16 protein-coding genes and 2 pseudogenes are annotated in these 21,905 nt (G+C 72.4%); 9 read left to right on the top strand and 9 right to left on the bottom strand.

All coding sequences use genetic code 11. The features are described from left to right. Positions 1–46: 46 nt before the first annotated feature. Both ACZ3UD_RS27880 and ACZ3UD_RS27875 read right to left on the bottom strand, forming a co-directional pair. Positions 47–850, bottom strand: coding sequence for a hypothetical protein (locus ACZ3UD_RS27880; RefSeq protein WP_465593340.1), 804 nt, complete (start codon positions 848–850; stop codon positions 47–49). Between the two features lie 115 nt (positions 851–965). After that, entirely contained in the window at positions 966–1,892 is a 927-nt protein-coding gene (locus tag ACZ3UD_RS27875; RefSeq protein WP_465593337.1) for a GNAT family N-acetyltransferase, read from the bottom strand. 267 nt (positions 1,893–2,159) lie between these two features. Here ACZ3UD_RS27875 and ACZ3UD_RS27870 point away from each other — a divergent pair. The 3 genes and pseudogenes from ACZ3UD_RS27870 (at position 2,160) to ACZ3UD_RS27860 (ending at position 5,560) form a co-directional block, all read left to right on the top strand. After that, a pseudogene (locus ACZ3UD_RS27870) lies at positions 2,160–3,661 on the top strand (MbnB/TglH/ChrH family RiPP precursor modification enzyme). Positions 3,662–3,688: 27 nt separating this feature from the next. Then, complete coding sequence (locus tag ACZ3UD_RS27865; RefSeq protein ID WP_465593334.1) at positions 3,689–4,708, top strand: TIGR04222 domain-containing membrane protein; 1,020 nt, start codon at positions 3,689–3,691, stop codon at positions 4,706–4,708. A 69-nt stretch (positions 4,709–4,777) separates the two neighbouring features. Next, positions 4,778–5,560 carry a TIGR04222 domain-containing membrane protein gene (locus tag ACZ3UD_RS27860; protein WP_465593331.1) on the top strand — a complete coding sequence of 261 codons (783 nt, stop codon included), beginning with the start codon at positions 4,778–4,780 and terminating at the stop codon, positions 5,558–5,560. A gap of 65 nt (positions 5,561–5,625) precedes the next feature. On the opposite strand, the gene hemQ is transcribed toward ACZ3UD_RS27860, so the two are convergent. From hemQ to ACZ3UD_RS27845, 3 genes and pseudogenes are all read right to left on the bottom strand, one after another. Beyond that, positions 5,626–6,351, bottom strand: a complete 726-nt coding sequence (gene hemQ, locus ACZ3UD_RS27855) for a hydrogen peroxide-dependent heme synthase (protein ID WP_380614165.1) — start codon at positions 6,349–6,351, stop codon at positions 5,626–5,628. Further along, on the bottom strand, positions 6,348–7,778 hold the full coding sequence (hemG, locus tag ACZ3UD_RS27850; RefSeq protein WP_465593326.1) for a protoporphyrinogen oxidase: 1,431 nt from the start codon (positions 7,776–7,778) through the stop codon (positions 6,348–6,350). The genes hemQ and hemG overlap by 4 nt, the downstream gene beginning before the upstream one ends. Before the next feature lie 34 nt (positions 7,779–7,812). Then, positions 7,813–8,106: pseudogene (locus ACZ3UD_RS27845) on the bottom strand (Uma2 family endonuclease); the annotation flags it as partial. A 39-nt stretch (positions 8,107–8,145) separates the two neighbouring features. Here ACZ3UD_RS27845 and ACZ3UD_RS27840 point away from each other — a divergent pair. Next, positions 8,146–8,376, top strand: a complete 231-nt coding sequence (locus ACZ3UD_RS27840) for a 2-thiouracil desulfurase family protein (protein WP_465593323.1) — start codon at positions 8,146–8,148, stop codon at positions 8,374–8,376. A 174-nt stretch (positions 8,377–8,550) separates the two neighbouring features. On the opposite strand, the gene hemE is transcribed toward ACZ3UD_RS27840, so the two are convergent. Further along, positions 8,551–9,597 carry a uroporphyrinogen decarboxylase gene (gene hemE, locus ACZ3UD_RS27835; RefSeq protein ID WP_465593609.1) on the bottom strand — a complete coding sequence of 349 codons (1,047 nt, stop codon included), beginning with the start codon at positions 9,595–9,597 and terminating at the stop codon, positions 8,551–8,553. 203 nt (positions 9,598–9,800) lie between these two features. Between hemE and ACZ3UD_RS27830 the strand changes: the two genes are divergently transcribed. From ACZ3UD_RS27830 to ACZ3UD_RS27810, 5 genes are all read left to right on the top strand, one after another. Beyond that, the gene (locus ACZ3UD_RS27830) at positions 9,801–10,463 is read left to right on the top strand and encodes a DUF3000 domain-containing protein (protein ID WP_465593320.1); all 663 of its coding nucleotides are present in this window, start codon (positions 9,801–9,803) and stop codon (positions 10,461–10,463) included. 320 nt (positions 10,464–10,783) lie between these two features. Continuing rightward, the gene (locus ACZ3UD_RS27825) at positions 10,784–11,500 is read left to right on the top strand and encodes a LuxR C-terminal-related transcriptional regulator (RefSeq protein WP_465593317.1); all 717 of its coding nucleotides are present in this window, start codon (positions 10,784–10,786) and stop codon (positions 11,498–11,500) included. 206 nt (positions 11,501–11,706) lie between these two features. Beyond that, positions 11,707–12,954, top strand: coding sequence for a ribonuclease D (locus ACZ3UD_RS27820; protein WP_465593314.1), 1,248 nt, complete (start codon positions 11,707–11,709; stop codon positions 12,952–12,954). 245 nt (positions 12,955–13,199) lie between these two features. Next, the gene (locus tag ACZ3UD_RS27815) at positions 13,200–14,444 is read left to right on the top strand and encodes a thiolase family protein (protein WP_465593311.1); all 1,245 of its coding nucleotides are present in this window, start codon (positions 13,200–13,202) and stop codon (positions 14,442–14,444) included. Positions 14,445–14,446: 2 nt separating this feature from the next. After that, positions 14,447–16,594 carry a 3-hydroxyacyl-CoA dehydrogenase NAD-binding domain-containing protein gene (locus ACZ3UD_RS27810; protein WP_465593308.1) on the top strand — a complete coding sequence of 716 codons (2,148 nt, stop codon included), beginning with the start codon at positions 14,447–14,449 and terminating at the stop codon, positions 16,592–16,594. Between the two features lie 85 nt (positions 16,595–16,679). Here ACZ3UD_RS27810 and ACZ3UD_RS27805 read toward each other — a convergent pair whose 3' ends face one another. The 3 genes from ACZ3UD_RS27805 to ACZ3UD_RS27795 all read right to left on the bottom strand — a co-directional run bounded on the left by ACZ3UD_RS27805 (position 16,680) and on the right by ACZ3UD_RS27795 (position 21,700). Beyond that, positions 16,680–18,206: an ArnT family glycosyltransferase gene (locus tag ACZ3UD_RS27805; protein ID WP_465593305.1), complete on the bottom strand. Its 1,527-nt coding sequence runs from the start codon at positions 18,204–18,206 to the stop codon at positions 16,680–16,682. Between the two features lie 161 nt (positions 18,207–18,367). Continuing rightward, positions 18,368–20,272 (bottom strand): 1-deoxy-D-xylulose-5-phosphate synthase, encoded by a 1,905-nt coding sequence (gene dxs, locus ACZ3UD_RS27800; protein WP_465593301.1) that lies wholly within the window; start codon positions 20,270–20,272, stop codon positions 18,368–18,370. A gap of 249 nt (positions 20,273–20,521) precedes the next feature. Continuing rightward, positions 20,522–21,700 (bottom strand): ROK family transcriptional regulator, encoded by a 1,179-nt coding sequence (locus ACZ3UD_RS27795; RefSeq protein WP_380614155.1) that lies wholly within the window; start codon positions 21,698–21,700, stop codon positions 20,522–20,524. Positions 21,701–21,905 lie beyond the last annotated feature (205 nt).

The following is a 21,905-nucleotide window of genomic DNA, read 5'->3' as shown; positions in this document are numbered from 1 at the left end:
CTCCCGGGCTGTCCGGTTTCGCGCCGCGTGGTCGAGACCAATCGTCTCAAATCTCGGTACGACCGATGGACACCTCGCCCCGGAAACCCGACGGGACGTCGGACCGGGGCGCGGGCAGGACGCGGCAGACCTCGACGGTGACGTCCACGGTGTCCAGACCGATCACCCGTCCCTCCACCGCGACGAACCCCTTCTCCCCCGAGCGGAACAGCGCCGCCAACGGCGAGTTCCGGCTCGCCGCGGTCAACGCCTCCACCGCCATCGCGGAGCCGAAGGCGAACACCCCGCACAGCACGATGCACGGCGCGTGCCGGGGCGTACGGGTGACGAAGATGAAGCCGTGATCGCGGATCAGCTCCCCGGCCGGGCTGTACAGCGCCTCGAAGGTCATCCCGCCCCAGCGGGCGCGGGCCTCGTCCGGGTACTCGATGGCGAAGTCCGGGAACACCGCGTCCAGCACGCCCGAGGAGTAGGAGTTGACGCTCGGACCGCCGATCGAGAAGGTCGGCATCCGTGGATCCTGGGCGCCGGCCACCACCAGTTCGATGGCGGCCTTCCGGTTGACCTTCCGCAGCAGGTCGGTGAGCTCAGCTATCGCCCTGGCCTCGGCCATCGGCACGAACAGCACGTTCTTCGGCTCGCGGCCGGTCAGCTGGCAGCCGTCCGTGGTGAACGCGAACTCCGCCACCTCAAGGCTCGGCGTGATGATCTGCACCCGGCTGTACGGCGCCAGCAGCACCCGCAGGAAGCCGTACCGCAGGAACAGTCTGGTCCGGGCCAGGGAACGGGCCGCGAGGAAGCCGATCACCGCCGGAACCGATGCGATCAGCACCTGGAGCAGGATCTCCATATCATCCCCCGGAGGAAGACTCGACCACGAACTGTGCGCCCTGGTTAAGTCCCCGCCCGTGGCCGAAAATACCCCCTCGCGGCGATTCCGGGCGTCAGGATCACCGCTCGGTGGACTACTTCAGGCGCTTGATCCCCTTGCGCTCCCCCGCACAGCGCTCGTACCCCAGCCACGCGTTGACCGCCAGCATCGGCGCGTTGGTGGTGTCGTTGCTGGTGTACGCGCGACGGTAGCCCGCCGCCGCGGCGAGCCGCAGCGACTCCAGCTTGGCCAGTTTGGCCAGACCGCGGCCGCGGAACTCCCGGCGGCAGGCGGTGAACGCGGACCAGTAGCGGTCCACCCCGTCGGTCTGCGCCATGGTGAACGCGGCCGGTTCGCCGTCCACCACGGCGACGACGGTCAGCCCCAGGTCCAAGTCCGGTCGGGCCCAGTCGCCCCGCAGCCACTCCTCGTACTCCAGGGCGTCCATCGACACCTCCCCGGGCTCGTCCCGGATGGCGTCCGCCTCCACCAGGAACAGCGGGCGCGGATCGTCCGCCCAGTCCGTGGCCGGGCGCAGCTCGACACCGGCCGGCCGGACCGGCGCCTGGGGCAGCGGCAGCGTCAGATCCCTCCCGCCGAACTGCGCCGCGCGCCCGAGCTCGTAGCCCCGGGCGGTGGCGAAGGCCAGCGAACCGGGCTCCTCGTCCAGCCAGCTGTGCAGCTCGGTCACCCCGTGCCCGGCCAGGTGCCGCTCGGCCGCGGCCAGCAGCGCGGTGGCCGCGCCGCGCCGCCGGAACTCCGGCAGCACACTGCCGTTGGCGTAGCCGACGCCGGTCGTCGTCGTCCCCAGCACCAGTCCGCAGCGCACCGCGCCGACCACCTGGCCGTCCAACTCGGCGACGAAGGTGCGGAAGTGCCGGTCGGGATTCTGCTGGGCGTTCAGCCAGAGCAGGGCCTCGGCGGTCATCACCAGGTGCTCGCGCCCGGCCCGGTGGGCGGCCGCCACCGCCTCGGCGTCGGCGGGGCGGAAAACTCGGATCGTCAGTTCAGTCGAAGTCATGGGTTCGCACGTTATCCGCACCGGCTCGTCGCCACCTCCGATTTTCCCGCCGACTGGCCACCCCACCTGCGGGGTTGCCCCGGGCCGGGGACCAGAGTCCGTCAACACCAGGACGGCAAGCTCAAATAATGCTCTGAGAAGACCTGATGAGGCTTGGCAGCCACCCCACCCGGGGACATCCTCAGCAGCACGGCCGCGCGGTCCTGGCGACGACGCCCGCACCGCCCGACGGCCGCCCCGTCCAGCCCTCCGAAGGGGGCGAAACCGATGACTTCCCCTGCCCTGGACCTGCCCGGCTCCGCCACCGCCACCGCCACCGCCACCCGACTCGGCGTGGGCCTCGGCTGGCGCACCGAGATCGACACCGTGGTCGAGCGTCAACCCGGCCTGGACTGGGTCGAGGTGGTTGCCGAGAACATCTGCGCCGACCACCTGCCCACCTCGCTCACCGTCCTGCGCGAGCGCGGCGTCACCGTCGTCCCGCACGGCGTCGGCCTCGGCCTCGGCGGCGCCGACCTGCCCGACCCCGCCCGGCTCGGCAAACTCGCCGGGACGGCGCTGGCACTCGGCTCCCCGCTGGTCACCGAGCACCTGGCCTTCGTCCGGGCCGGCGGCCTGGAGGCCGGCCACCTGCTGCCCGTCTCCCGCACCCGGGACTCGCTGCGGGTGATCGCCGAGAACGTCCGGATCGCCCAGGAGCAGCTGCCGGTGCCGCTCGCCCTGGAGAACATCGCCGCCCAGCTCGCCTGGCCGGACGACGAGTTCACCGAGAGCGAGTTCCTTGCCGAACTGGTCGAGCGCACCGGCGTCCGGCTGCTGATCGACGTCGCCAACCTGCACACCAACCGGGTCAACCTGGGCGCCGACCCGGCCGCCGAACTCGACCGCCTGCCGCTGGAGGCGCTCGCCTACGTGCACGTCGCGGGCGGCACCCTGGTCGACGGCGTCTGGCACGACACCCACGCCCACCCCGTCACCGAACCGGTGCTGGAGGTCCTGGCCGAACTCTGCGCGCGGGTCGCACCGCCCGGCGTCCTGCTGGAACGGGACGCCGACTTCCCGCCGCCCACCGAGCTGGCCGGTGAACTGGACGCCATCCGCCGGGTGCTGGAGGGGAGCACCCCGCGATGAACGACCTGAAAGGTGCATCCGCGACCGGCAATCGCGCCGAGGCGCTCGTCGGAGGCGAGTGCGCGACCGGCAACCGCGCCGAGGCGCTCGTCGGAGGCGAGTGCGCGACCGGCAACCGCGCCGAGCCAAAGAGGCGCGCCGGTGCCGAGAGGGAGAAGCGAGGAGGCCCCGAGGAACGAGGGGCATCGGAGCGCCGACCGTCGGCACCGGGTTCGGAGCACCTCGGAGGCGAGTGCGCGACCGGCACAGCCCGGGAGAGGTTGGCCCGGCGCCAGGAGGAGCTGATGACCGCCCTGGTGGCCGGCGGGCCCGTCCCGCCCGGCTTCGACCCGGACCAGGTCCGCGCCCAGTCCACCGGCCTCGCCGCCAAACGGCGCGACACCACCGCGAAGGTCGCCCCCGACCTGCCCCGCCTGCTCGGGGCACAGTACGGGCCGCTCTTCCTCGACTACGCCCGCACCCACCCGCAGACCGGCGGCTACCGCACCGACGCCCGGGCCTTCGCCGAGTGGGTGCGCACCCACGGCGGCCCGCTCGCCGCCGACCGCCGCCGGGCCCTGGAGCTGTGGCTCCACCCGGCGCCCGAGCGGCCGCCCGGCCCGCTCGCCCGCCTGCGCCGGGCCCTGCACGAACGCTGAACCGACGTCATCTCGGGGGAACCGCCCATGTGGCACAACAGCTACTTCCTGATCCCGGCCGTCCTGCTGGCCGCCGCCGCCCTGTACGCCGTCCAGACCCGGCAGCGGGTCGGCCACGTCCCGTCCCCGCAGGGCCTGCCCGGTCGCGGACTGCCGCTGCTGGACACCGCGTTCCTGGCCGGCGGCCCTGGCCGGGTCTTCGACACCGCGATGGTCCGGATGCACCTCGGCGAGCAGGCCGTGGTCAACCGCGCCGGCCTGGTCACCCTCACCGGCGCCAGGCCCTACGACGCCGTCGACCAGGCGATCCACGACGCCGTCGGCCCGACCGGCAGCCGTGAACTCGGCCCGCTGCGGCGCACGGTGATGCGATCGGCCGCCGTCCAGGCGATCGGCGACCGGCTCGCCGATCGCGGCCTGACGCGCCGCCCCGAACGGCTGGAGCACGCCCGGAAGGCCCGCCGGTTCCTCTGGCAGACGATGCTCCTCGTCGCGGCCTCCATCCCGGTCTCCCTGCTGCTCGACAACGGCGAGATCCTCTCCGACCGCCCCAACCTCTTCATCCCGGGCTTCCTGCTGTTCGCCGGCGCCGTCGCGCTGGTCACCACCGCGGCGCCCAAGGGCCGGATCACCCCGGCCGGGCAGCGCCAGCTGACCCTGATGCAGGGCAGCCCGTGGACGCCCAAGTCCGGTGTCTCGCCGAAGCTCACGGGCGGCGCGATGCTGGGCGCGGTCGCCCTCGGCGGGCTGGCCGCGGCCGCGCTGGACAACCAGGAGCTGGAGGCGGCGATGCTGGCCGCGGCGGCCGAGGAGGAGGCGATCCGGCAGGCTTCCTCGTCCTCGTCCTTCTTCTCCTCCTCGGGCTCCTCCTCTTCGGGCTCCTCCTGCTCGTCGAGCACCTCCTCCTGCGGCTCCCCCGGCTCCGGCTCCTCGCACCACTCCTCGTGCGGCTCCTCGCACTCCAGCAGCTGCGGGTCCTCGTCGAGCTGCGGCTCCTCGTCGTCCAGCTGCGGTTCGAGCTGCGGGAGCAGCTGTGGCGGCTCCTGACGTCACAGTTCGGTATCGCGCTCCGGGAAGCCGTTCCCCACGCTGTCGGCCCAGGCATAGAACAAGCCCATGTGGTTGCTGTTCCTGATCCCGGCCTGTGTCGCAGCGGTGCTGGCCTGCCTCCGGCTGGTGCGGATGACCGCCACCGCCGACGCCCTGGCCGATCAGGACCTGCTGCGTCCACCGGAGGCCGTCGGCATCGGCCTGTACGAAACCGCCTACCTGGCCGGCGGCCCGGACCGGGTGGTGGAACTCGCCCTCGTCCTGATGGCCGGCCGGGGACGCCTGCACCTCGCCCACACCGGCTGGACCACCGTGGTCGACCCCAAGGGCCGCAGCCGCCTGGAGCGCGCGATCATCGCCACCGTCGGCCCCGAGGGCCAGTGCCGCACGGACGAGCTGCGCCGGGCGATGGCCGAGCACCCCACCGTGCTGGAGATCGGCGCCCGGCTCTCGCTGGCCGGCCTGGCCACCCCGGCCCTGGTGCAGCGCAGCACCGTGGTGGTGGTCCGTCACGTCCGGCACGCCCTGCTGCTGACCCTGGTCCTGCTCGCCGCCGCCCTCTCCCTCAGCGGCTTCACCGGCGGTGACACCCTCGCCCCGCTCGCCTGGTTCTCCCTGCCGCTGATCCTCACCTCGGGCACCCTGCTGATGGCCCGCGTCGACGTCTACCCCTACACCCGCTGGGCCTCCCCCATCGGCCAGGAGGTCCTGCGCGAGGTCCGCCCCACCCGCCAACGCGGCCTCGCCGACGACGAGGAACGCGAACTCCTCACCGCCGTCGCCATGAACGGCCCCGCCGCCCTCCCCGACCCCCGCCTGCGCGCCGCCCTCCGCCCGCACCGGACGTGACCCGCGCCCGTAGCAACGACCGGAGGCCGGTCCCCCGTAGGGGACCGGCCTCCGTAGGACACGGGTCAGACCAGGCCGTTCAGCAGCTCGCTCACCGGCTTGCGGCGGCCGGTGAAGAACGGGACCTCCTCGCGGACGTGCAGCCGGGCCCGGGAGGGGCGCAGGTCGCGCATCAGGTCGACGATCCGGTGCAGCTCGTCCGCCTCGAAGGCGAGCAGCCACTCGTAGTCGCCGAGCGCGAACGAGGCGACCGTGTTGGCCCGCACGTCCGGGTAGCCACGGGCCATCTGGCCGTGCTCGGCGAGCATCGCGCGCCGCTCGGCGTCCGGCAGGAGGTACCACTCGTAGGAGCGGACGAACGGGTAGACGCAGACGTAGTCGCGCGGGCGCTCGTCGGCGAGGAAGGCCGGGATGTGCGACTTGTTGAACTCGGCCGGGCGGTGCAGCGCCATGTTCGACCAGACCGGCTCCAGGTGGCGACCGAGGCCTGTGCGGCGGAAGCGGTTGTACGCCTCCTGCAGGTCGTCCGAGTCGGCGGCGTGCCACCAGACGAGGATGTCGGCGTCCGCGCGCAGACCGGACACGTCGTACGTGCCGCGCACGGTCACGTCCTTCGCGGCCAGCTGGGCGAACAGCTCGTCCACCTCTGCGGCCAGGGCAGTGCGGTCCTCGGGCAGGCCGCCCTTGAGCTTGAACACCGACCACATGGTGTAGCGGATGACCTGGTTCAGGTCGCGCGCCTTCTTCTTCTCGGGCTGCTGCTCCGGCTGCTGCTCAACGGTCTCAGTCATGCGCCCATTGTCCTCTCCGTGGAACCTTCCCCGGTCGCCGGGGTCAACAGTTTGTCGATGGCCGCCGCGGCGGCGGCCGCCGAACCGATGCAGGCCGGAACGCCCACCCCGTCGTACGCGGCGCCGCACAGCGCCAGCGCGCCCACCGCCTCCGCCGCCGCCCGCACCCGGGCCACCCGGTCCAGGTGGCCCACCGGGTACTGCGGCAGGCCGGCGGTGAAGCGCGAGACGAAGGTGTCGTACGGCCGGGCGGTCAGCCCGATCGCCTCCTCCAGGTCCGCCAGCGAGCGGGCCACCAGCTCCTCGTCCGGCAGCTCCAGCGCCTCGTCCTCGCGGTAGCGGCCAAGCGAGGTGCGCAGCAGGAAGGAGTCCGGGGCGGAACGGTCCAGCCAGCCCCACTTGTTGGAGGAGAAGGTCGCGGCCTTGATCCGCCGCCCGTCCACCGGCGGCACCAGGAAGCCGCTGCCGCTGGGCGGCTCGGCCAGGTCGGCCCGGCGGAACGCCAGGGTCACCAGCGCCATGCCCGCGTACTCGACGGTGTCCAGCTCGACGGCGGCTGCCGGGGCATCCGCCCGCAGCAGCCGGGCCGCGGCTGGGGCCGGGACGGCCAGCACCACGGCGTCGGCGTTCAGCACCTCGCCGCCGGTCACCACGCGCCAGCCCTCGGGGGTGCGACGCAGCTCGTCCACCGGGGTGCCGGTGCGCAGGTCCACGCCCGCCTTGAGGCAGGCCTCGGCGACCGCCTCCGGCAGGGTGCCGAGGCCGCCGCGCAGCCCCTGGAACACCGGGGTGCCGACCACCGTCGGCCGGGAAACCAGCTCGCGCACCCCCTCGACCAGCGAGCCCCCGCCCTGCGCGATCGGCAGCAGCTGCGGCACGGCTGCGCGCAGCGAGATCTCGTCGGAGCGCCCGGCGTAGACGCCGCCCAGTAGCGGCTCGACCAGCCGGTCCACCACCTCCTGGCCGAGCCGGTCGGCGACGTAGCGACCGATCGCGACGTCCGCCCCGACCTCGGTCACCTGCTCGTGCCGGGCCCGCTCCAGCCCCTCCGCGGTGAGCACCCCCGAGGCGGCCAGCGCCTCCAGGTCTCCCGGGACGCCCATCACCTGCCCGCCCGGCAGCGGCCGCAGCGCGCCCCGGGTCCAGATCGCCGCCTTCGCGGTGGTCGGCGGCTCCAGCTCGTCCCCCAGCCCGACCGCCCGCGCCAGCTCCACCGCCTCCGGCCGCCGCGCCAGCACCGACTCGGCCCCGAGGTCCACCCGGACCCCGCCGACCTCCCCGCCCCACAGCTTCCCGCCGACCCGCCCCGACGCCTCCAGCACCGTCACCCGGGCCCGCGCCGGCCCCCCGGCCACCCCGCTCAGGAAGGCGGCCGCAGCCAGCCCCGCGATCCCACCACCGACGACGACGACCTGTGCATCCGACATGCCTCGCAGTCTCGCAGGTCTTTACGCCGAACCCTCAATCCGCTGCACACCCGCTGTTGGGCACCAGCCCGTCCAGATCGATCACGATCGGGAACGGCACGGGCCGCTGCAGCGCGCCCCGGAAGATCCCGGCAGGTACGTATGAAGAAGTCACCTTGTCCGGCTCGTAGACGTGTACGGCTGCCCGGCCTTCCTCCTCGACGATCCAGTAGTGCGGGATGCCCGCCTCGGCATACTTGCGGACCTTGACCGTACGGTCGCGGTGCGCGGATTCAGGCGAAACGACCTCAACCACGAGCAAGACCTCGTCGGCGGAGAACTGCGTGCGCTTTCCCTCGAAGTCAGCCCTCACGACGGGCGGGCGCGGGTGGTGGACACGACCGGCGCCGACTGCACCGAGGAGTTCGTGTCCGGTGCCCGGGCGGCGCTGGCGGCGGCCGAGGCGGCGGGGGCGCGGCGGGCGCTGCTGATGGCGCGCAGTCCGTCGTGCGGCTGCGGGCGGGTGTACGACGGGACGTTCAGCGGGGAGCTGAGGCCCGGGGACGGGGTGACGGCGGCGCTGCTGCGGCGGGCGGGGATCGAGGTGACCGCCGGATAGCCCGTGTCCGGCCCGCCGCCGAGCTGTGCTGCGGTCGCGATCTCCCGGACGGGTCCGTCCGGCCCCTCCCACCCGAATGGGGAGGACTGTCAACGGAGTTGGGGAGGCGCCGAGGGCTGGACGACGACGGCGGGCCCGCCGTGACCGGAGGGCCCGCCGCCGTGGTTCGACGCGTCAGCGCGCGCTGGCCTCGTGCACGAAGGCGACCAGGCGGGAGAGCGCGTCCGGGTCCATGGACGGCAGCACGCCGTGGCCGAGGTTGAAGATGTGGCCGCTGGTACCGAGCGCCTGGGCGGCGTGCAGCACCTCGCGGGCCTTGGTCTCCACGACCTTGGTCGGCGCGAACAGCACCGCCGGGTCGAGGTTGCCCTGCAGGCCCTTGCCCGCGCCGACCCGCTCGGCGGCGACGTTCAGCGGCACCCGCCAGTCGACGCCGACGATGTCCGCGCCGGCCTGGCCCATCAGCCCGAGCAGCTCGCCGGTGCCGACGCCGAAGTGGATCCGCGGCACCCCGTAGTGGGCGACGGCGTCGAAGACCTTGGTGCTGGCCGGCATCACCGAGCGGCGGTAGTCGTCCGGCGCGAGCGAGCCGACCCAGGAGTCGAACAGCTGGACCGCCGAGGCGCCCGCCTCGATCTGCACCTTCAGGAAGGCCGAGGTGATGTCCGCGAGCCGGTCCACCAGGGCGGCCCACAGCTCGGGCTGCCCGTACATCATGGCCTTGGTGTTCTCGTGGTTCTTGGACGGTCCGCCCTCGACCAGGTAGCTGGCCAGGGTGTACGGCGCGCCCGCGAAGCCGATCAGCGGGGTCTCGCCGAGCTCGTCAACCAGCAGGCCGACGGCCTCGGTGACGTACGGGACGTCGTCGGGCTCCAGCGGGCGCAGCCGCTGGAGGTCCTCGAAGGTGCGGATCGGATCGGCGATGACCGGACCGATGCCGGGCTTGATGTCCACATCGATGCCGACGGCCTTGAGCGGCACCACGATGTCGCTGTAGAAGATCGCGGCGTCCACCTTGTGCCGGCGCACCGGCTGCAGGGTGATCTCCTTGACCAGCTCGGGCCGCATGCAGGACTCCAGCATGGGGATGCCCTCGCGGACCTTCAGGTACTCGGGCAACGAGCGGCCCGCCTGGCGCATGAACCACACCGGGGTGTGCGGCACCGGCTCGTGCCGGCAGGCGCGCAGGAACGCGGAGTCGTGCGCGGCGCCGCGGCGCACGGGGGTGGGTCGGCCGTCGAGGGGGGCCGCCGTCGGGTCTGCCGTAGTCTCGCTCACGGGTCAAATCTTCGCATGCGCCTCGGACCGTCCTCCCCGGGCGGCCTCGTCGGTTCCTCCAAGATCTGTCCGGGTTTGCCGTTCCGGCACGCCGCTCGGACGGAAGTTGCGGCGATAACCCGGGCTTTCGACCTAGTCTTCGGGTCATGGCAGCGGTCGGCGGGCACCCCGCGCAGGGTGGCGGAGCAGGTGGCGGAACGGGTCGGGAGGGGGCGCCGAGCGAGTTCCGGGCCGCCGTGGAGGCCCTGAGCGGGGCGCGGCTGCGGCCCGAGCTCCAGCTCTCCCCCGCGCCGGCCCCGCGCCGGCTCGCCCCGCACGCGTTCGCGCTGACCGCCACCGTGGAGGTGGACGGCGAGGAGCTGGCAGACGGCCGGCTGGTGCTGCTGTACGACCCGGCCGGGCAGGAGGCCTGGAACGGGGAGTTCCGGGTGGTCACCATGACCCGGGCCGAGCTGGAGCCGGAGATGGCCGGCGACCCGATGCTCTCCGAGGTCGGCTGGGCCTGGCTGATGGACGCGCTGCAGGCGCAGGGCGCCGGGTACGCGGAGCCGTCCGGCACGGTGACCCGCTGCGCCTCACAGTACTTCGGCGCTCTGGCGGACCGTCCGTCCTCGACCGAGATCGAGATCCGGGCCTCCTGGACGCCGGCCGACGGCCGGTTCGAGCGGCACCTGGCGGCCTGGGGGGATCTCCTCTGCATCAGCGCCGGGCTGCCGCCGGCCACCCCGACCACGCAGCCGTCGGCCGAGGTCACGTCACTCGGTGGGGTGGTCCCGATGCCTGCCCGGCGACGCCCGCGATCGCACTGACGAGTGGCGTCCGGGCCGGGCGGCACCTCCCGCCCCGACGCCACCCCCAGGGCTGACGGAGTGTGACTTCGATCCCGCTCTGCGTCAATTAGCTGGTCAGAATCGACCGATCAGTGACGTTTCTGATCGATTTTGTGCGAATTCCAGGCATGTCGCATCAGTCATATGCGCGATTTGTCCGTATTGTTACTCACTAGATCGTGATCTTTCGCTAAAGCCGGGCACGGTTGCTGCCGAAGCAGACTGTGACCCTTTCCGAACGCGGAACACTCCGACCGCCCCCATCGGGGTTCCGTCCGCCACTCCCCGCAGGAGGCCTGGTGTCGGTCCTTCTTGAGCACCCCGCAAACGTGGTCGCCTACCGCCCGACCAAGCCCACCGCCATGGTGGTCATCGCCGATCCCCGCGTCCGAAACACCGTCACCCGCCACCTGTGGGCGCTCGGCGTTCGCGACGTGATCGAGGTGTCCTCTATCGCCGAGGCCCGCCCCCGGGTCTCCACCCCACGCGACATCTGCGTCGCCGACGTACACCTGCCGGACGGCTCCGGGCTGACCATCCTGGCCGAGACCCGCGCCGCGGGCTGGCCCAACGGCCTGGCGCTGTCGGCCGCCGACGACATCGGCGCGGTCCGCTCCGCGCTGGCCGGCGGCGTCAAGGGCTACGTGGTCACCGGCACCCGCACCAATGTCGCGATGCCCGGCCGCCCGGGCCTGCCGCTCGGCGCCGCCGGACTGGCCGGCCGGATGCGCCGCCCCGGGATGCCGGGCGTGCCGGGCGCCGCCGGCGCTCCGGGAGCGCCCGGGGCCCCCGGTGCGCCGGGCCCCCAGCAGGCCGCCTACCGTGAGCTGTCCGGCCGCGAGGTCGAGGTGCTGCGGCTGGTCGCCGAGGGCCAGTCGAACAAGGCGATCGGCGTGGCGATGGGCCTGTCCGCGCTCACCGTGAAGAGCCACCTGGCCCGGATCGCCCGCAAGCTCGGCACCGGGGACCGCGCAGGCATGGTCGCGGTCGCACTGCGCACCGGAATCATCCACTGAGCCGATCGGGCCCGAACCGCTTGTTGAACCACGACGGCGGCTCAGGAGGAACGTTCCTCCTGAGCCGCCGCAGGCATGGGAGCGGCCGCCGCAGGCATCGGGGCAGTCGCCGCGGCCATGTGCGGACGACACCTTCGTCTCCGTCCGTAACGGTCTGACCAGTCCGACAACACTCCCAGTTCCGGGGACCGTCGTACCCTTGGGGGGTGACCGACGCCGTAGCAGCCATCCCAGAAGAAGCAGCCCCGGTCCCGCTCCTCGAACCGAAGGAGGGGATCCCGCCCGTCGTGGCGGACGAGCGGGCGCTGGCCGCCACGGTCGCCGCCTTCGCCGGGGGCACCGGACCGGTCGCCGTCGACGCCGAGCGCGCCTCCGGCTACCGCTACGGGCAACGCGCGTACCTCATCCAGCTGCGTCGCGCGGGTGCCGGCTCCGCCCTGATCGACCCGATCGCCTGCCCCGACCTCAGCGGGCTGGGCGCCGCCATCGCGGACGCCGAGTGGGTGGTGCACGCCGCCACCCAGGACCTGCCCTGCCTGGCCGAGGTGGGCATGAGACCCCAGCGCCTGTTCGACACCGAGCTGGCCGGGCGGATCGCCGGCTTCGCCCGGGTCGGCCTCGGGCCGATGACCGAGAACGTGCTCGGGCTGAGCCTGGCCAAGGAGCACTCGGCGGTCGACTGGTCCACCCGCCCGCTGCCCGAGCCCTGGCTGCGCTACGCGGCTCTGGACGTCGAGGTGCTGGTCGAGCTGCGCGACGCACTCGAACAGGAGCTGGACGCCCAGGGCAAGCTCGGCTGGGCCCTGGAGGAGTTCGCCTCGATCGCCGCCGCGCCCCGCCCGGCCCCGCGCACCGACCCGTGGCGGCGCACCTCGCAGCTGCACAAGGTCCGCCGGCGCCGCCAGCTGGCCGTGGTGCGCGAGCTGTGGCTGACCCGCGACCGGATAGCGCAGGAGCGCGACGTCTCCCCCGGCCGGGTGCTCTCGGACGCCGCGATCGTCAACGCCGCGCTGGCCATGCCGCTGAACATCGCCGCACTGCAGGCCGTCCAGGGCTTCGGGCCGCGGCTGCACCGGCGCCAGCTGGACCAGTGGCTGGCGGCGGTGCAGCGCGCCCGGGAGATCCCGGAGAACCAGCTGCCGCCGGCCGCCGCGCCGCACGACGGACCGCCGCCGCCGCGGGCCTGGGCGGAGAAGGACCCGGTGGCCGCCGCCCGGCTCTCCGGTGCCCGCGCCGCCGTCAGCGACCTGGCCGAGCGTCACAACCTGCCGGCCGAGAACCTGATCACCCCGGACCTGGTGCGCCGGGTCTCCTGGGAGCCGCCGGCCGAGCCGAGCGCCGAGGGCGTGGCCGCCGCGCTGCGCCGGCTCGGCGCCCGGCAGTGGCAGGTCGACCTGGTGGCGCCGCCGGTGGCCGCCGCGTTCGCCATCGCCGCCGCCTCAGCCCAGGGCTGACCCGGCCGCGCTCCCGAGGCGTGGCTCCGAAAAGGGGATGTCGTCCGTCCGGACGGCATCCCCTTCGGCGTGTCCGGGAAGCCTTCCTGGTCGGACGTGTCGCGGGACACACGGTCCGAACCCTCCGAGGGGCCTGGGCAGGTTGGTTACCGACCGGTAGCATGACAGTGATGCGGCGCCGCTCGGGTCTTCACCGGCGGCAGCCCGCCCACCTCGAAATGTTGGTCCCTGGGAGGAGAGCCCCCGTGCCTCGTACCGCGAGGGACGTCGTCTTCGTCGATGGCGTCCGCACCCCGTTCGGCAAGGCCGGCCCGAAGGGCATCTACCACGAGACCCGCGCGGACGACCTCGTCGTCAAGTGCATCCGGGAGCTCGTGCGCCGTAACCCGAACCTGCCCGTCGAGCGCATCGACGAGGTCGCCATCGCGGCCACCACGCAGATCGGCGACCAGGGTCTGACCATCGGGCGCACCGCCGCCCTGCTGTCCGGCCTGCCGAAGTCCGTTCCCGGTTACGCGATCGACCGCATGTGCGCCGGCGCCCTGACCGCCGTGACCACCACCGCCGGCGGCATCGCCTTCGGCGCGTACGACGTGGTCGTGGCAGGCGGTGTCGAGCACATGGGCCGCCACCCGATGGGTGAGGGCGTCGACCCGAACCCGCGCTTCGTCTCCGAGAAGCTGGTCGACGAGTCCGCCCTGTTCATGGGCATGACCGCGGAGAACCTGCACGACCGGTTCCCGCACCTGACCAAGGAGCGCTGCGACGCCTACGCCGTGCGCTCGCAGGAGAAGGCCGCCAAGGCGTACGCCAACGGCGACATCCAGCCCGACCTGGTGCCGATCTCGATCCGCAACACCAACCCCGAGGTCGGCGAGACCGGCTGGGGCCTGGCCACCGTGGACGAGCCGATGCGCCCGGGCACCACGATGGAGAGCCTGGCGAACCTCAAGACCCCGTTCCGCCCGCACGGCAACATCACCGCGGGCAACTCGGCCGGTCTGAACGACGGTGCCACCGCCTCGCTGCTGGCTGCCGAGGACGTCGCCGAGGAGCTCGGCCTCCCGGTCAAGATGCGCCTGGTCTCCTACGCCTTCGCGGGCGTCGAGCCCGAGGTCATGGGCATCGGCCCGGTGCCGGCCACCGAGAAGGCGCTGGCCAAGGCCGGTCTGACCATCGACGACATCCAGGCCTTCGAGATCAACGAGGCCTTCGCCGTCCAGGTGCTGTCCTTCCTGGACCACTACGGCATCGCGGACGACGACGAGCGGGTCAACCCGTTCGGCGGTGCGATCGCCTTCGGCCACCCGCTGGCCTCCTCGGGCGTGCGCCTGATGAACCAGCTGGCCCGCCGCTTCGAGCAGCGCCCGGACGTCCGCTACGGCCTCACCACGATGTGCATCGGCTTCGGCATGGGCGGCACCATCATCTGGGAGAACCCGCATTGGAGCGGAGCGGAAGAGTCGTCCGAGCTTGAGGGTGGTAAGTGAACATGACGAACACCACTGAGCTGCTCCAGCACGGCGCCGAGCTGTTCCCGGGCGAGGTCGTCACGACCGCCCACGTGCGTCACCTGGACCTGCCGCTGCAGGCCGGCAAGCTGGCCCTGATCACCCTGGACAACGGCTTCGACCACACCAAGCCGACCACCTTCGGCCCGGGCTCGCTGCTCAAGCTGTCCGAGGCGCTGGACCAGGTCGAGGCCGAGGCCGCCGAGGGCAAGATCGTCGGCGCCGCGATCACCGGCAAGCCGTTCATCTTCGCGGTCGGCGCCGACCTCAAGGGCGTCGAGCTGCTCAAGCAGCACGCGGACGCGCTGGCCATCGGCAAGGGCGGCCACGAGGTCTTCAAGCGGATCGCCGCGCTGCCCGTCCCGACCTTCGCCTTCTACAACGGCGCGGCCATGGGCGGCGGCGTCGAGGTCGGCCTGCACTGCGACTACCGCACGGTGTCGGCGGGCGTTCCGGCCTTCTCGCTGCCCGAGGTCTTCCTCGGCCTCGTCCCCGGCTGGGGCGGCTGCACCATCCTGCCGAACCTGATCGGTGCCGGTAAGGCCGTCAAGGTCATCATCGAGAACTCGATGAACCAGAACAAGCAGCTCAAGGGCAAGGACGTGTTCGAGCTGGGGATCGCCGACGCGATCTTCGAGCCGGCCGACTTCCTGGAGCAGTCGCTGCTGTGGGCCGCCAAGGTCCTCAAGGGCGACGTCGTCGTCGAGCGCGAGGCGATCGACCGCGGCAAGGCCTGGGACGACGCCGTCGCCTGGGGCCGTCTGGTCGCCGACGGCAAGGTGCACGGCGCCGCTCCGGCCGCCTACAAGGCGCTGGACATCATCGCCGCGGTCAAGGACGCCAACTTCGCCGACAAGGCCAGCCTGCAGGCCGGCTTCGACGCCGAGGACGCGGCCCTGGCCGACCTCATCATGAGCGGCGAGCTGCGCAGCGGCATCTACGCCTTCAACCTGGTGCAGCGTCGGGCCAAGCGCCCGGTCGGCGCGCCGGACAAGTCGCTGGCCCGCCCGGTCTCCAAGGTCGGCGTCGTCGGCGCCGGTCTGATGGCCTCGCAGCTGGCGCTGCTGTTCGCCCGCCGTCTGGAGGTGCCGGTGGTCCTCACCGACATCGACCAGGAGCGCGTCGACAAGGGCGTCGGCTACGTCCACGCCGAGATCGACAAGCTGCTCGGCAAGGGCCGCATCGGCCAGGACAAGGCCAACCGCCTCAAGGGCCTGGTCAGCGGCTCGCTCGACAAGGCCGCCGCCTTCGGCGACGCGGACTTCGTCATCGAGGCCGTGTTCGAGGAGATGGGCGTCAAGCAGACCGTCTTCGCGGACCTGGAGAACGTGGTCTCGCCGACCTGCGTGCTGGCGACCAACACCTCCTCGCTGTCGGTCACCGAGATGGCCTCGAAGCTGAAGCACCCCGAGCGGGTCGTCGGCTTCCACTTCTTCAACCCCGTCGCGATCCTGCCGCTGCTGGAGATCGTCCGCGGCGAGCAGACCGACGACGCGTCGCTGGCCACCGCCTTCGCCGTGTCGAAGAAGCTGAAGAAGACCTCGGTCCTGGTCAAGGACGCCCCGGCGTTCGTGGTGAACCGGATCCTGACCCGCTTCATGGGCGAGATCCAGAACATCATCGACGAGGGCACCCCGATCGCCAGCGTCGAGAAGGCCGTCGAGCCGCTCGGCCTGCCGATGTCCCCGATCGTGCTGCTGGAGCTGGTCGGCCCGGCCATCGCCCTGCACGTCTCGGAGACCCTGCACGGCGCCTTCCCGGAGCGGTTCACCGTCTCCGAGAACCTCGGCAAGGTGGTCAAGGCCGGCAAGCGCGGCTTCTACACCTGGGTGGACGGCAAGCAGGTCCTCGACCCCGAGGTGCTGGAGCTGCTGACCTTCGGCGACTCGGTGCTCACCGAGGAGCAGGTCCTGAGCCGCGCCCTGGAGGCCGTGGCCCAGGAGATCGGCCTGATGCTGGAGGAGGGTGTCGTCGCCGAGGCGCAGGACATCGACCTCTGCATGATCACCGGTGCCGGCTGGCCCTTCCACCTGGGCGGGATCACCCCGTACCTGGACCGTGAGGGCGTCTCGGAGCGGGTGACCGGCAAGAAGTTCCTCGCCCCCGGCGTGGCCTCGGTGCCCGCGTAAGGCGTAGCGCTACGGAAGGAGCCCCCGGCGACCTGGTCGCCGGGGGCTCCTTGCGTAGCGTGCCCGGTGTTCGCGGCGGCTGTGCTCAGCGCTTGAGGCGGTACACCACGGTGTCGCCGATGACGCCGATCATCTCGTAGTGGGTGTCCAGCAGGTTCTCGATCCGGGGAACCATCACGGGCTGGTACGGGGAGATGCCGGAGTCGTCCACGAAGACCTCGGGCAGGCCGTTGGCCAGCTCCTTGTCGAAGGTCTGCCAGGCGTTGTTGACGCTGAACTGCTCGCCGACGTTCTGGCTGCCGTCCTTGCCGCCGCTGTAGTTGGTGAGGAAGCCCGCGGTCAGGTAGCGGGTGGCGGGCTTGCGGTCGGCCAGCCAGTACAGCTCGGGGTGCATGCCCCAGACCAGCACGGTGTCCTTGGGGGTGGTCTGGGCGGCGACCGCGGTGGCGACCTCGGTGTTGCGGTTCATCTGCTCCCCAGGCCAGGCCAGCGCCAGGCCCCAGAAGACCGTGGCGGCGACCGTGGTGTACACCAGGACGGGCTTCCAGCGGATCGCCGAGGTGGCCACCGCCCCGGTGCCCAGCAGCACCAGCGGGGGAATCAGCTGCAGGTAGTAGTGGCCGAAGAAGTGGAAGCCGACGCTGACCGCGACGGCCGAGGAGAGCAGCCAGACCCACAGGTCGGTGGTCGAGCCGTGCTCCTCGCCGGCCACCGGCAGCGGGCGGTGGCGGTACTTGAACCAGAGCCGGCGACCGACCGGGTAGAGGAAGCCGAGGCCCGCGGCGGCCAGGATGCCCAGGTTGCCGAAGGCGCGGCCGAGCATCTGCAGCCAGGCGCCGCCGAAGGAGGCGTAGTCGCCGCTGCCGGTGACGACCCAGAAGAGGAAGCCCTTGGGCTTGGTCAGGATGACCGCGACCAGCGCTATCGGCAGCGCGAAGCCGAAGCCGATCTTGAACAGCGCGGGCGGCCAGCGCACCCCTCGTCGGCGGGTGTCCTGCAGCAGCATCCAGAGCACCGGCAGCATGACGGCGCCGCCGGTCTGCTTGGTCAGCGAGCAGAGCGCGACCGCGATGCCGGCGGCCAGCCAGCGGCGGCGCTCGGCGTACCGGAAGGCGGCCACCATGGCGGGCAGCATGAAGACCTCGAAGGTCGCCGCCTGGGTGTCCTCCGGGGAGAGCCCGATGGAGACCAGCAGGTAGAGCAGTCCGGCGCCGACACCGGCGCGGTTGCCCCAGCGGCCGCGGGCGATCGAGGCCAGCAGGATCGCGGTGACCAGGTGGGCCACCACCGCGAGGGTGCGCAGCGGCCACAGCGAGGCGGAGCCGAAGACGGCGAAGCAGGCCTGGTAGAGCCAAGGGAGCAGCGGCGGCTTGCGGTCCACCACGGTGTCGTAGAGCACGCCGCCGTCCGCCAGCATCCGGGCCTGGGTGGCCAGGAAGCCCTCGTCCGGGCTCCAGACGGGCCGGGCGAAGGAGGGGATGTGGGTGAGCAGTGCGACCAGCGCGAGCGCCGGCACCAGCCTGGTCCAGTACCCCTGACGAAGGTGGGTACGGACACGCTCGGGCAGGCGCTCGGCCAGTCCGGCGGGGCGGAGGCGGGTGGGGGTCGGCACGGTTGACAACCTACCGGGCGGGATCGGCGCGGGTAGCGCCGGTCCCGCCCTTCAGTGCGATTGTCAGCTTGTTTCGCGGCGAACTGTTACGGAGTTACGACAACCAGTCGTCGGCGGAACGGGTTAGGACGGTTCCCGGGGCCCGTTCCGCCGGGCCGTTCTCAGGCCTCGACCGGCGCCACGTCCAGCTTGGCGACCAGGGCGGTCACCTTGCGGGCGATGTCGGGGGCGTTCAGGCCGATTTCGGCCAGGATCTCGTTCCGGCTGGCGTGGTCCAGGAACTCCTGCGGGATGCCGAAGTCGCGCACCGGCAGGTCCACGTCCGCGTCCCGCAGCGCCTGCGCGACGGTCGCGCCGACGCCGCCGGTGCGGCCGTTGTCCTCGATCGTGACGACCACCCGGTGCTCGGCGGCCAGGCCCGGCAGGGCCGGGTCGACCGGCTTGACCCAGCGCGGGTCCACCACGGTGGCGGTGATGCCCTGGGCGGCCAGCAGGTCGGCGACCTCCAGGCTGGTGGGGGCCATCGCGCCGACCGAGACGATCAGCACGTCGGCGCGGTGCGCACCGCTCGGCTCCTCGGCGGCGCGCAGCACGTCCATGCCGCCGACCTTGCCGACCGCGGCGACGGCCGGGCCGACCGTGCCCTTGGAGTAGCGGACCACGGTCGGGGCGTCCTTGACCTGGACGGCCTCGCGCAGCTGGGCGCGAACCTGGTCGGCGTCGCGCGGGGCGGCCAGCCGCAGGCCCGGGATGACCTGGAGGATCGACATGTCCCACATGCCGTTGTGCGAGGCGCCGTCCGTCCCGGTGACACCGGCCCGGTCGAGCACGAAGGTGACGCCCAGCTTGTGCAGGGCGACGTCCATCAGGACCTGGTCGAAGGCTCGGTTGAGGAAGGTCGCGTAGACCGCGAACACCGGGTGCAGGCCGTTGGTGGCCAGGCCCGCCGCGCTGGTGACGGCGTGCTGCTCGGCGATGCCGACGTCGAAGATGCGGTCCGGGAAGGCCTTGGCGAAGGGGGCGAGGCCGACCGGGTGGAGCATCGCGGCGGTGATGGCGACGATGTCCTCGCGCTCGTGGCCGAGCGCGACCATCTCCTCGCCGAAGACCGAGGTCCAGTCCTTGCCCGAGCTCTTGACCGGCAGGCCGGTGTCCGGGTGGATCACGCCGACGGCGTGGAAGCGGTCCTCGTCGTTGTTCTCGGCGGCGTGGTAGCCGCGGCCCTTCTCGGTGAGGCAGTGCACGATCACCGGGCCGCCGAAGCCGCGCGCCTTGGTCAGCGCGGACTCCAGGGCGGTCAGGTCGTGGCCGTCGATCGGGCCGATGTACTTGAGGCCGAGGTCCTCGAACATGCCCTGCGGGGCGATGAAGTCCTTGAGGCCCTTCTTGGCGCCGTGCAGCGTCTCGAACAGCTGCTGGCCGACCACCGGGGTGCGCTGCAGCGCGTCCTTGCCCCAGGACAGGAAGCGCTCGTAGCCCTGGGTGGTGCGCAGCGTGGCGAGGTGGTTGGCCAGGCCGCCGATGGTCGGGGAGTAGGAGCGCTCGTTGTCGTTGACGACGATCACGACCGGAAGGTCCTTGGCGTCGGCGATGTTGTTGAGCGCCTCCCAGGCCATGCCGCCGGTCAGCGCGCCGTCGCCGATCACCGCGACGACCGGGTCGTTCTTGCCCAGCAGCTGGTTGGCCTTGGCCAGGCCGTCGGCGTAGGAGAGGACCGTGGAGGCGTGCGAGTTCTCGATCACGTCGTGCTCGGACTCGGCGCGGGACGGGTAGCCGGACAGGCCGCCGCTCATCTTCAGCCGGGAGAAGTCCTGGCGGCCGGTGAGCAGCTTGTGGACGTAGCTCTGGTGTCCGGTGTCGAAGAGGATGCGGTCGCGCGGCGAGTCGAACACCCGGTGCAGCGCGATGGTGAGCTCCACCACGCCGAGGTTGGGGCCCAGGTGGCCGCCCGTCTTGGAGACCTCGGTCACCAGGAAGGTCCGGATCTCCTGGGCCAGTGCGGCCAGCTGTCCGGGCGTGAGCCGGTCGAGATCGCGCGGTCCCCGAATGCGGGTCAGCAGGGCCACCCGTTCCTCCTCGTTCAGTGTTCACGGACCGCGGACGGTCCGACGGGCGTCGCTGCCCGGTCCGGCGGCAGGCCGGCGGTCGCGGTCGGTGCCGACCGGTCGAGTCTAATGTCCGCTTGCCGGACACCGACCGGCACGCCCGGTGCCACCGACGGGTTACCGCCATTCCGGGAGGTGGGGCCGGGGGCGCGCGTCAATGCGGTGTTGACGGATGGGTGTTCCGGTCGGGCGGGCTGCACCCGGGAGCCCTCAGTGGCGGCCGAGGGCGCCGGACTCCCCCATCTCGCTCATCACCAGGGCCAGCGCGCCGAGCACCTCGGCCCGGCCGCCGAGGGTGCCGGGGACGACCGAGAGCTGGCGTGCGGCGCTGGGGATGGCGTAGCGGGCGACCGAGTCGCGGATCGGGGCGAGCACCAGCTCACCGGCCTCGGCGAGGTCGCCGCCGAGGATCACCCGGCGGGGGTTGAGCAGGTTGCACAGGGTGGCCACGCCCGTGCCGATCTGCCGGCCGGCGTCGGCGATCACCCTGCGGCAGCCGAGGTCGCCCTGGTGGGCCAGCTCGACCACCCGGGGCAGGGTGAGGTCGGGGCCGAGGGTGGAGCTGAGCAGCGAGAGCAGGTAGCGGGAGCCGACGAAGGTCTCCAGGCAGCCCCGGTTGCCGCAGCGGCAGACCGGGCCGGCCTCGTCCAGGGTGATGTGCCCGATCTCACCCGCGGTGCCGCCCGGACCGCGGTAGATCTGGCCGTTCACCACCAGCCCGGCGCCGACGCCACTGGCGATCTTGATGTACGCGAGGTCGCTCAGACCGCGGCCGGCGCCCCAGACCAGCTCGCCGAGCGCGCCCAGGTTGGCGTCGTTGTCCACGTGCACCGGCATGCCGAGCCGCTCGGCCAGCTCCCGGCCCGGGGCGATGCCCGTCCAGCCGGGCAGGATCGCGGTGGAGCCGAGCGCACCGGTCTCCACGTCGATCGGGCCGGGCACGCCGAGGCCGACGCCGATCACCTTCTCCGGGCGGAAGCCGGCCTGCTCCAGCAGCCGCTCGACCATCGCCTCGGCCCGGTCGAAGCCCTGCGCGGCGGAGACGTCCACGTCGATCGGGGCGCTCTCCTCGGCCAGCACCCGGTGCGCCAGGTTGCCGACCGCGACCCGCAGGTGGGTGTGGCCGAAGTCGATGCCGACCACGATGCCGGCGTCGCCGCTGAGCGAGACGCTGCGGGCGCGGCGGCCGCCGGAGGAGGTGTCGGCGACCACGACGGTGCCGCTCTCCTTCAGTTCCCGCACGATGTTGGAGACGGTGGCCGCGGAGAGGCCGGTGCCGCGGGCGATCTCGGCCTGGGTGAGCGAACCGGCCATCCGCACCGCCCGGAGCACCCGCTCCAGGTTCGCCCGGTGCAGGGACGACTGCGAGCCCGGTGTGTCCGTCGACATGATCCACCCTCCCAGGGCGGGGATCCCTCTGTCGGGCTTCCCCTTCAACTCCTGAAGCCTACGGCGCGGGGTGTCTGTTGTGGGGGGGGTGGCTCTCGGGAGGGTGGGTGGCCGGGGGCGGCTCCGGGGGTGGCCGCTCCGGGGGCTGGGTGATTTTCAGACTGCCCATTCGGTTGGGTGGGGCGTTGGGTGCGGTGGCAGTCTG

This window comes from Kitasatospora sp. NPDC023118 (genome assembly GCF_055560875.1).
The sequence above is the reverse complement of the archived record's forward strand: the minus strand, read 5'-3'. Positions and strand labels throughout refer to the sequence as shown.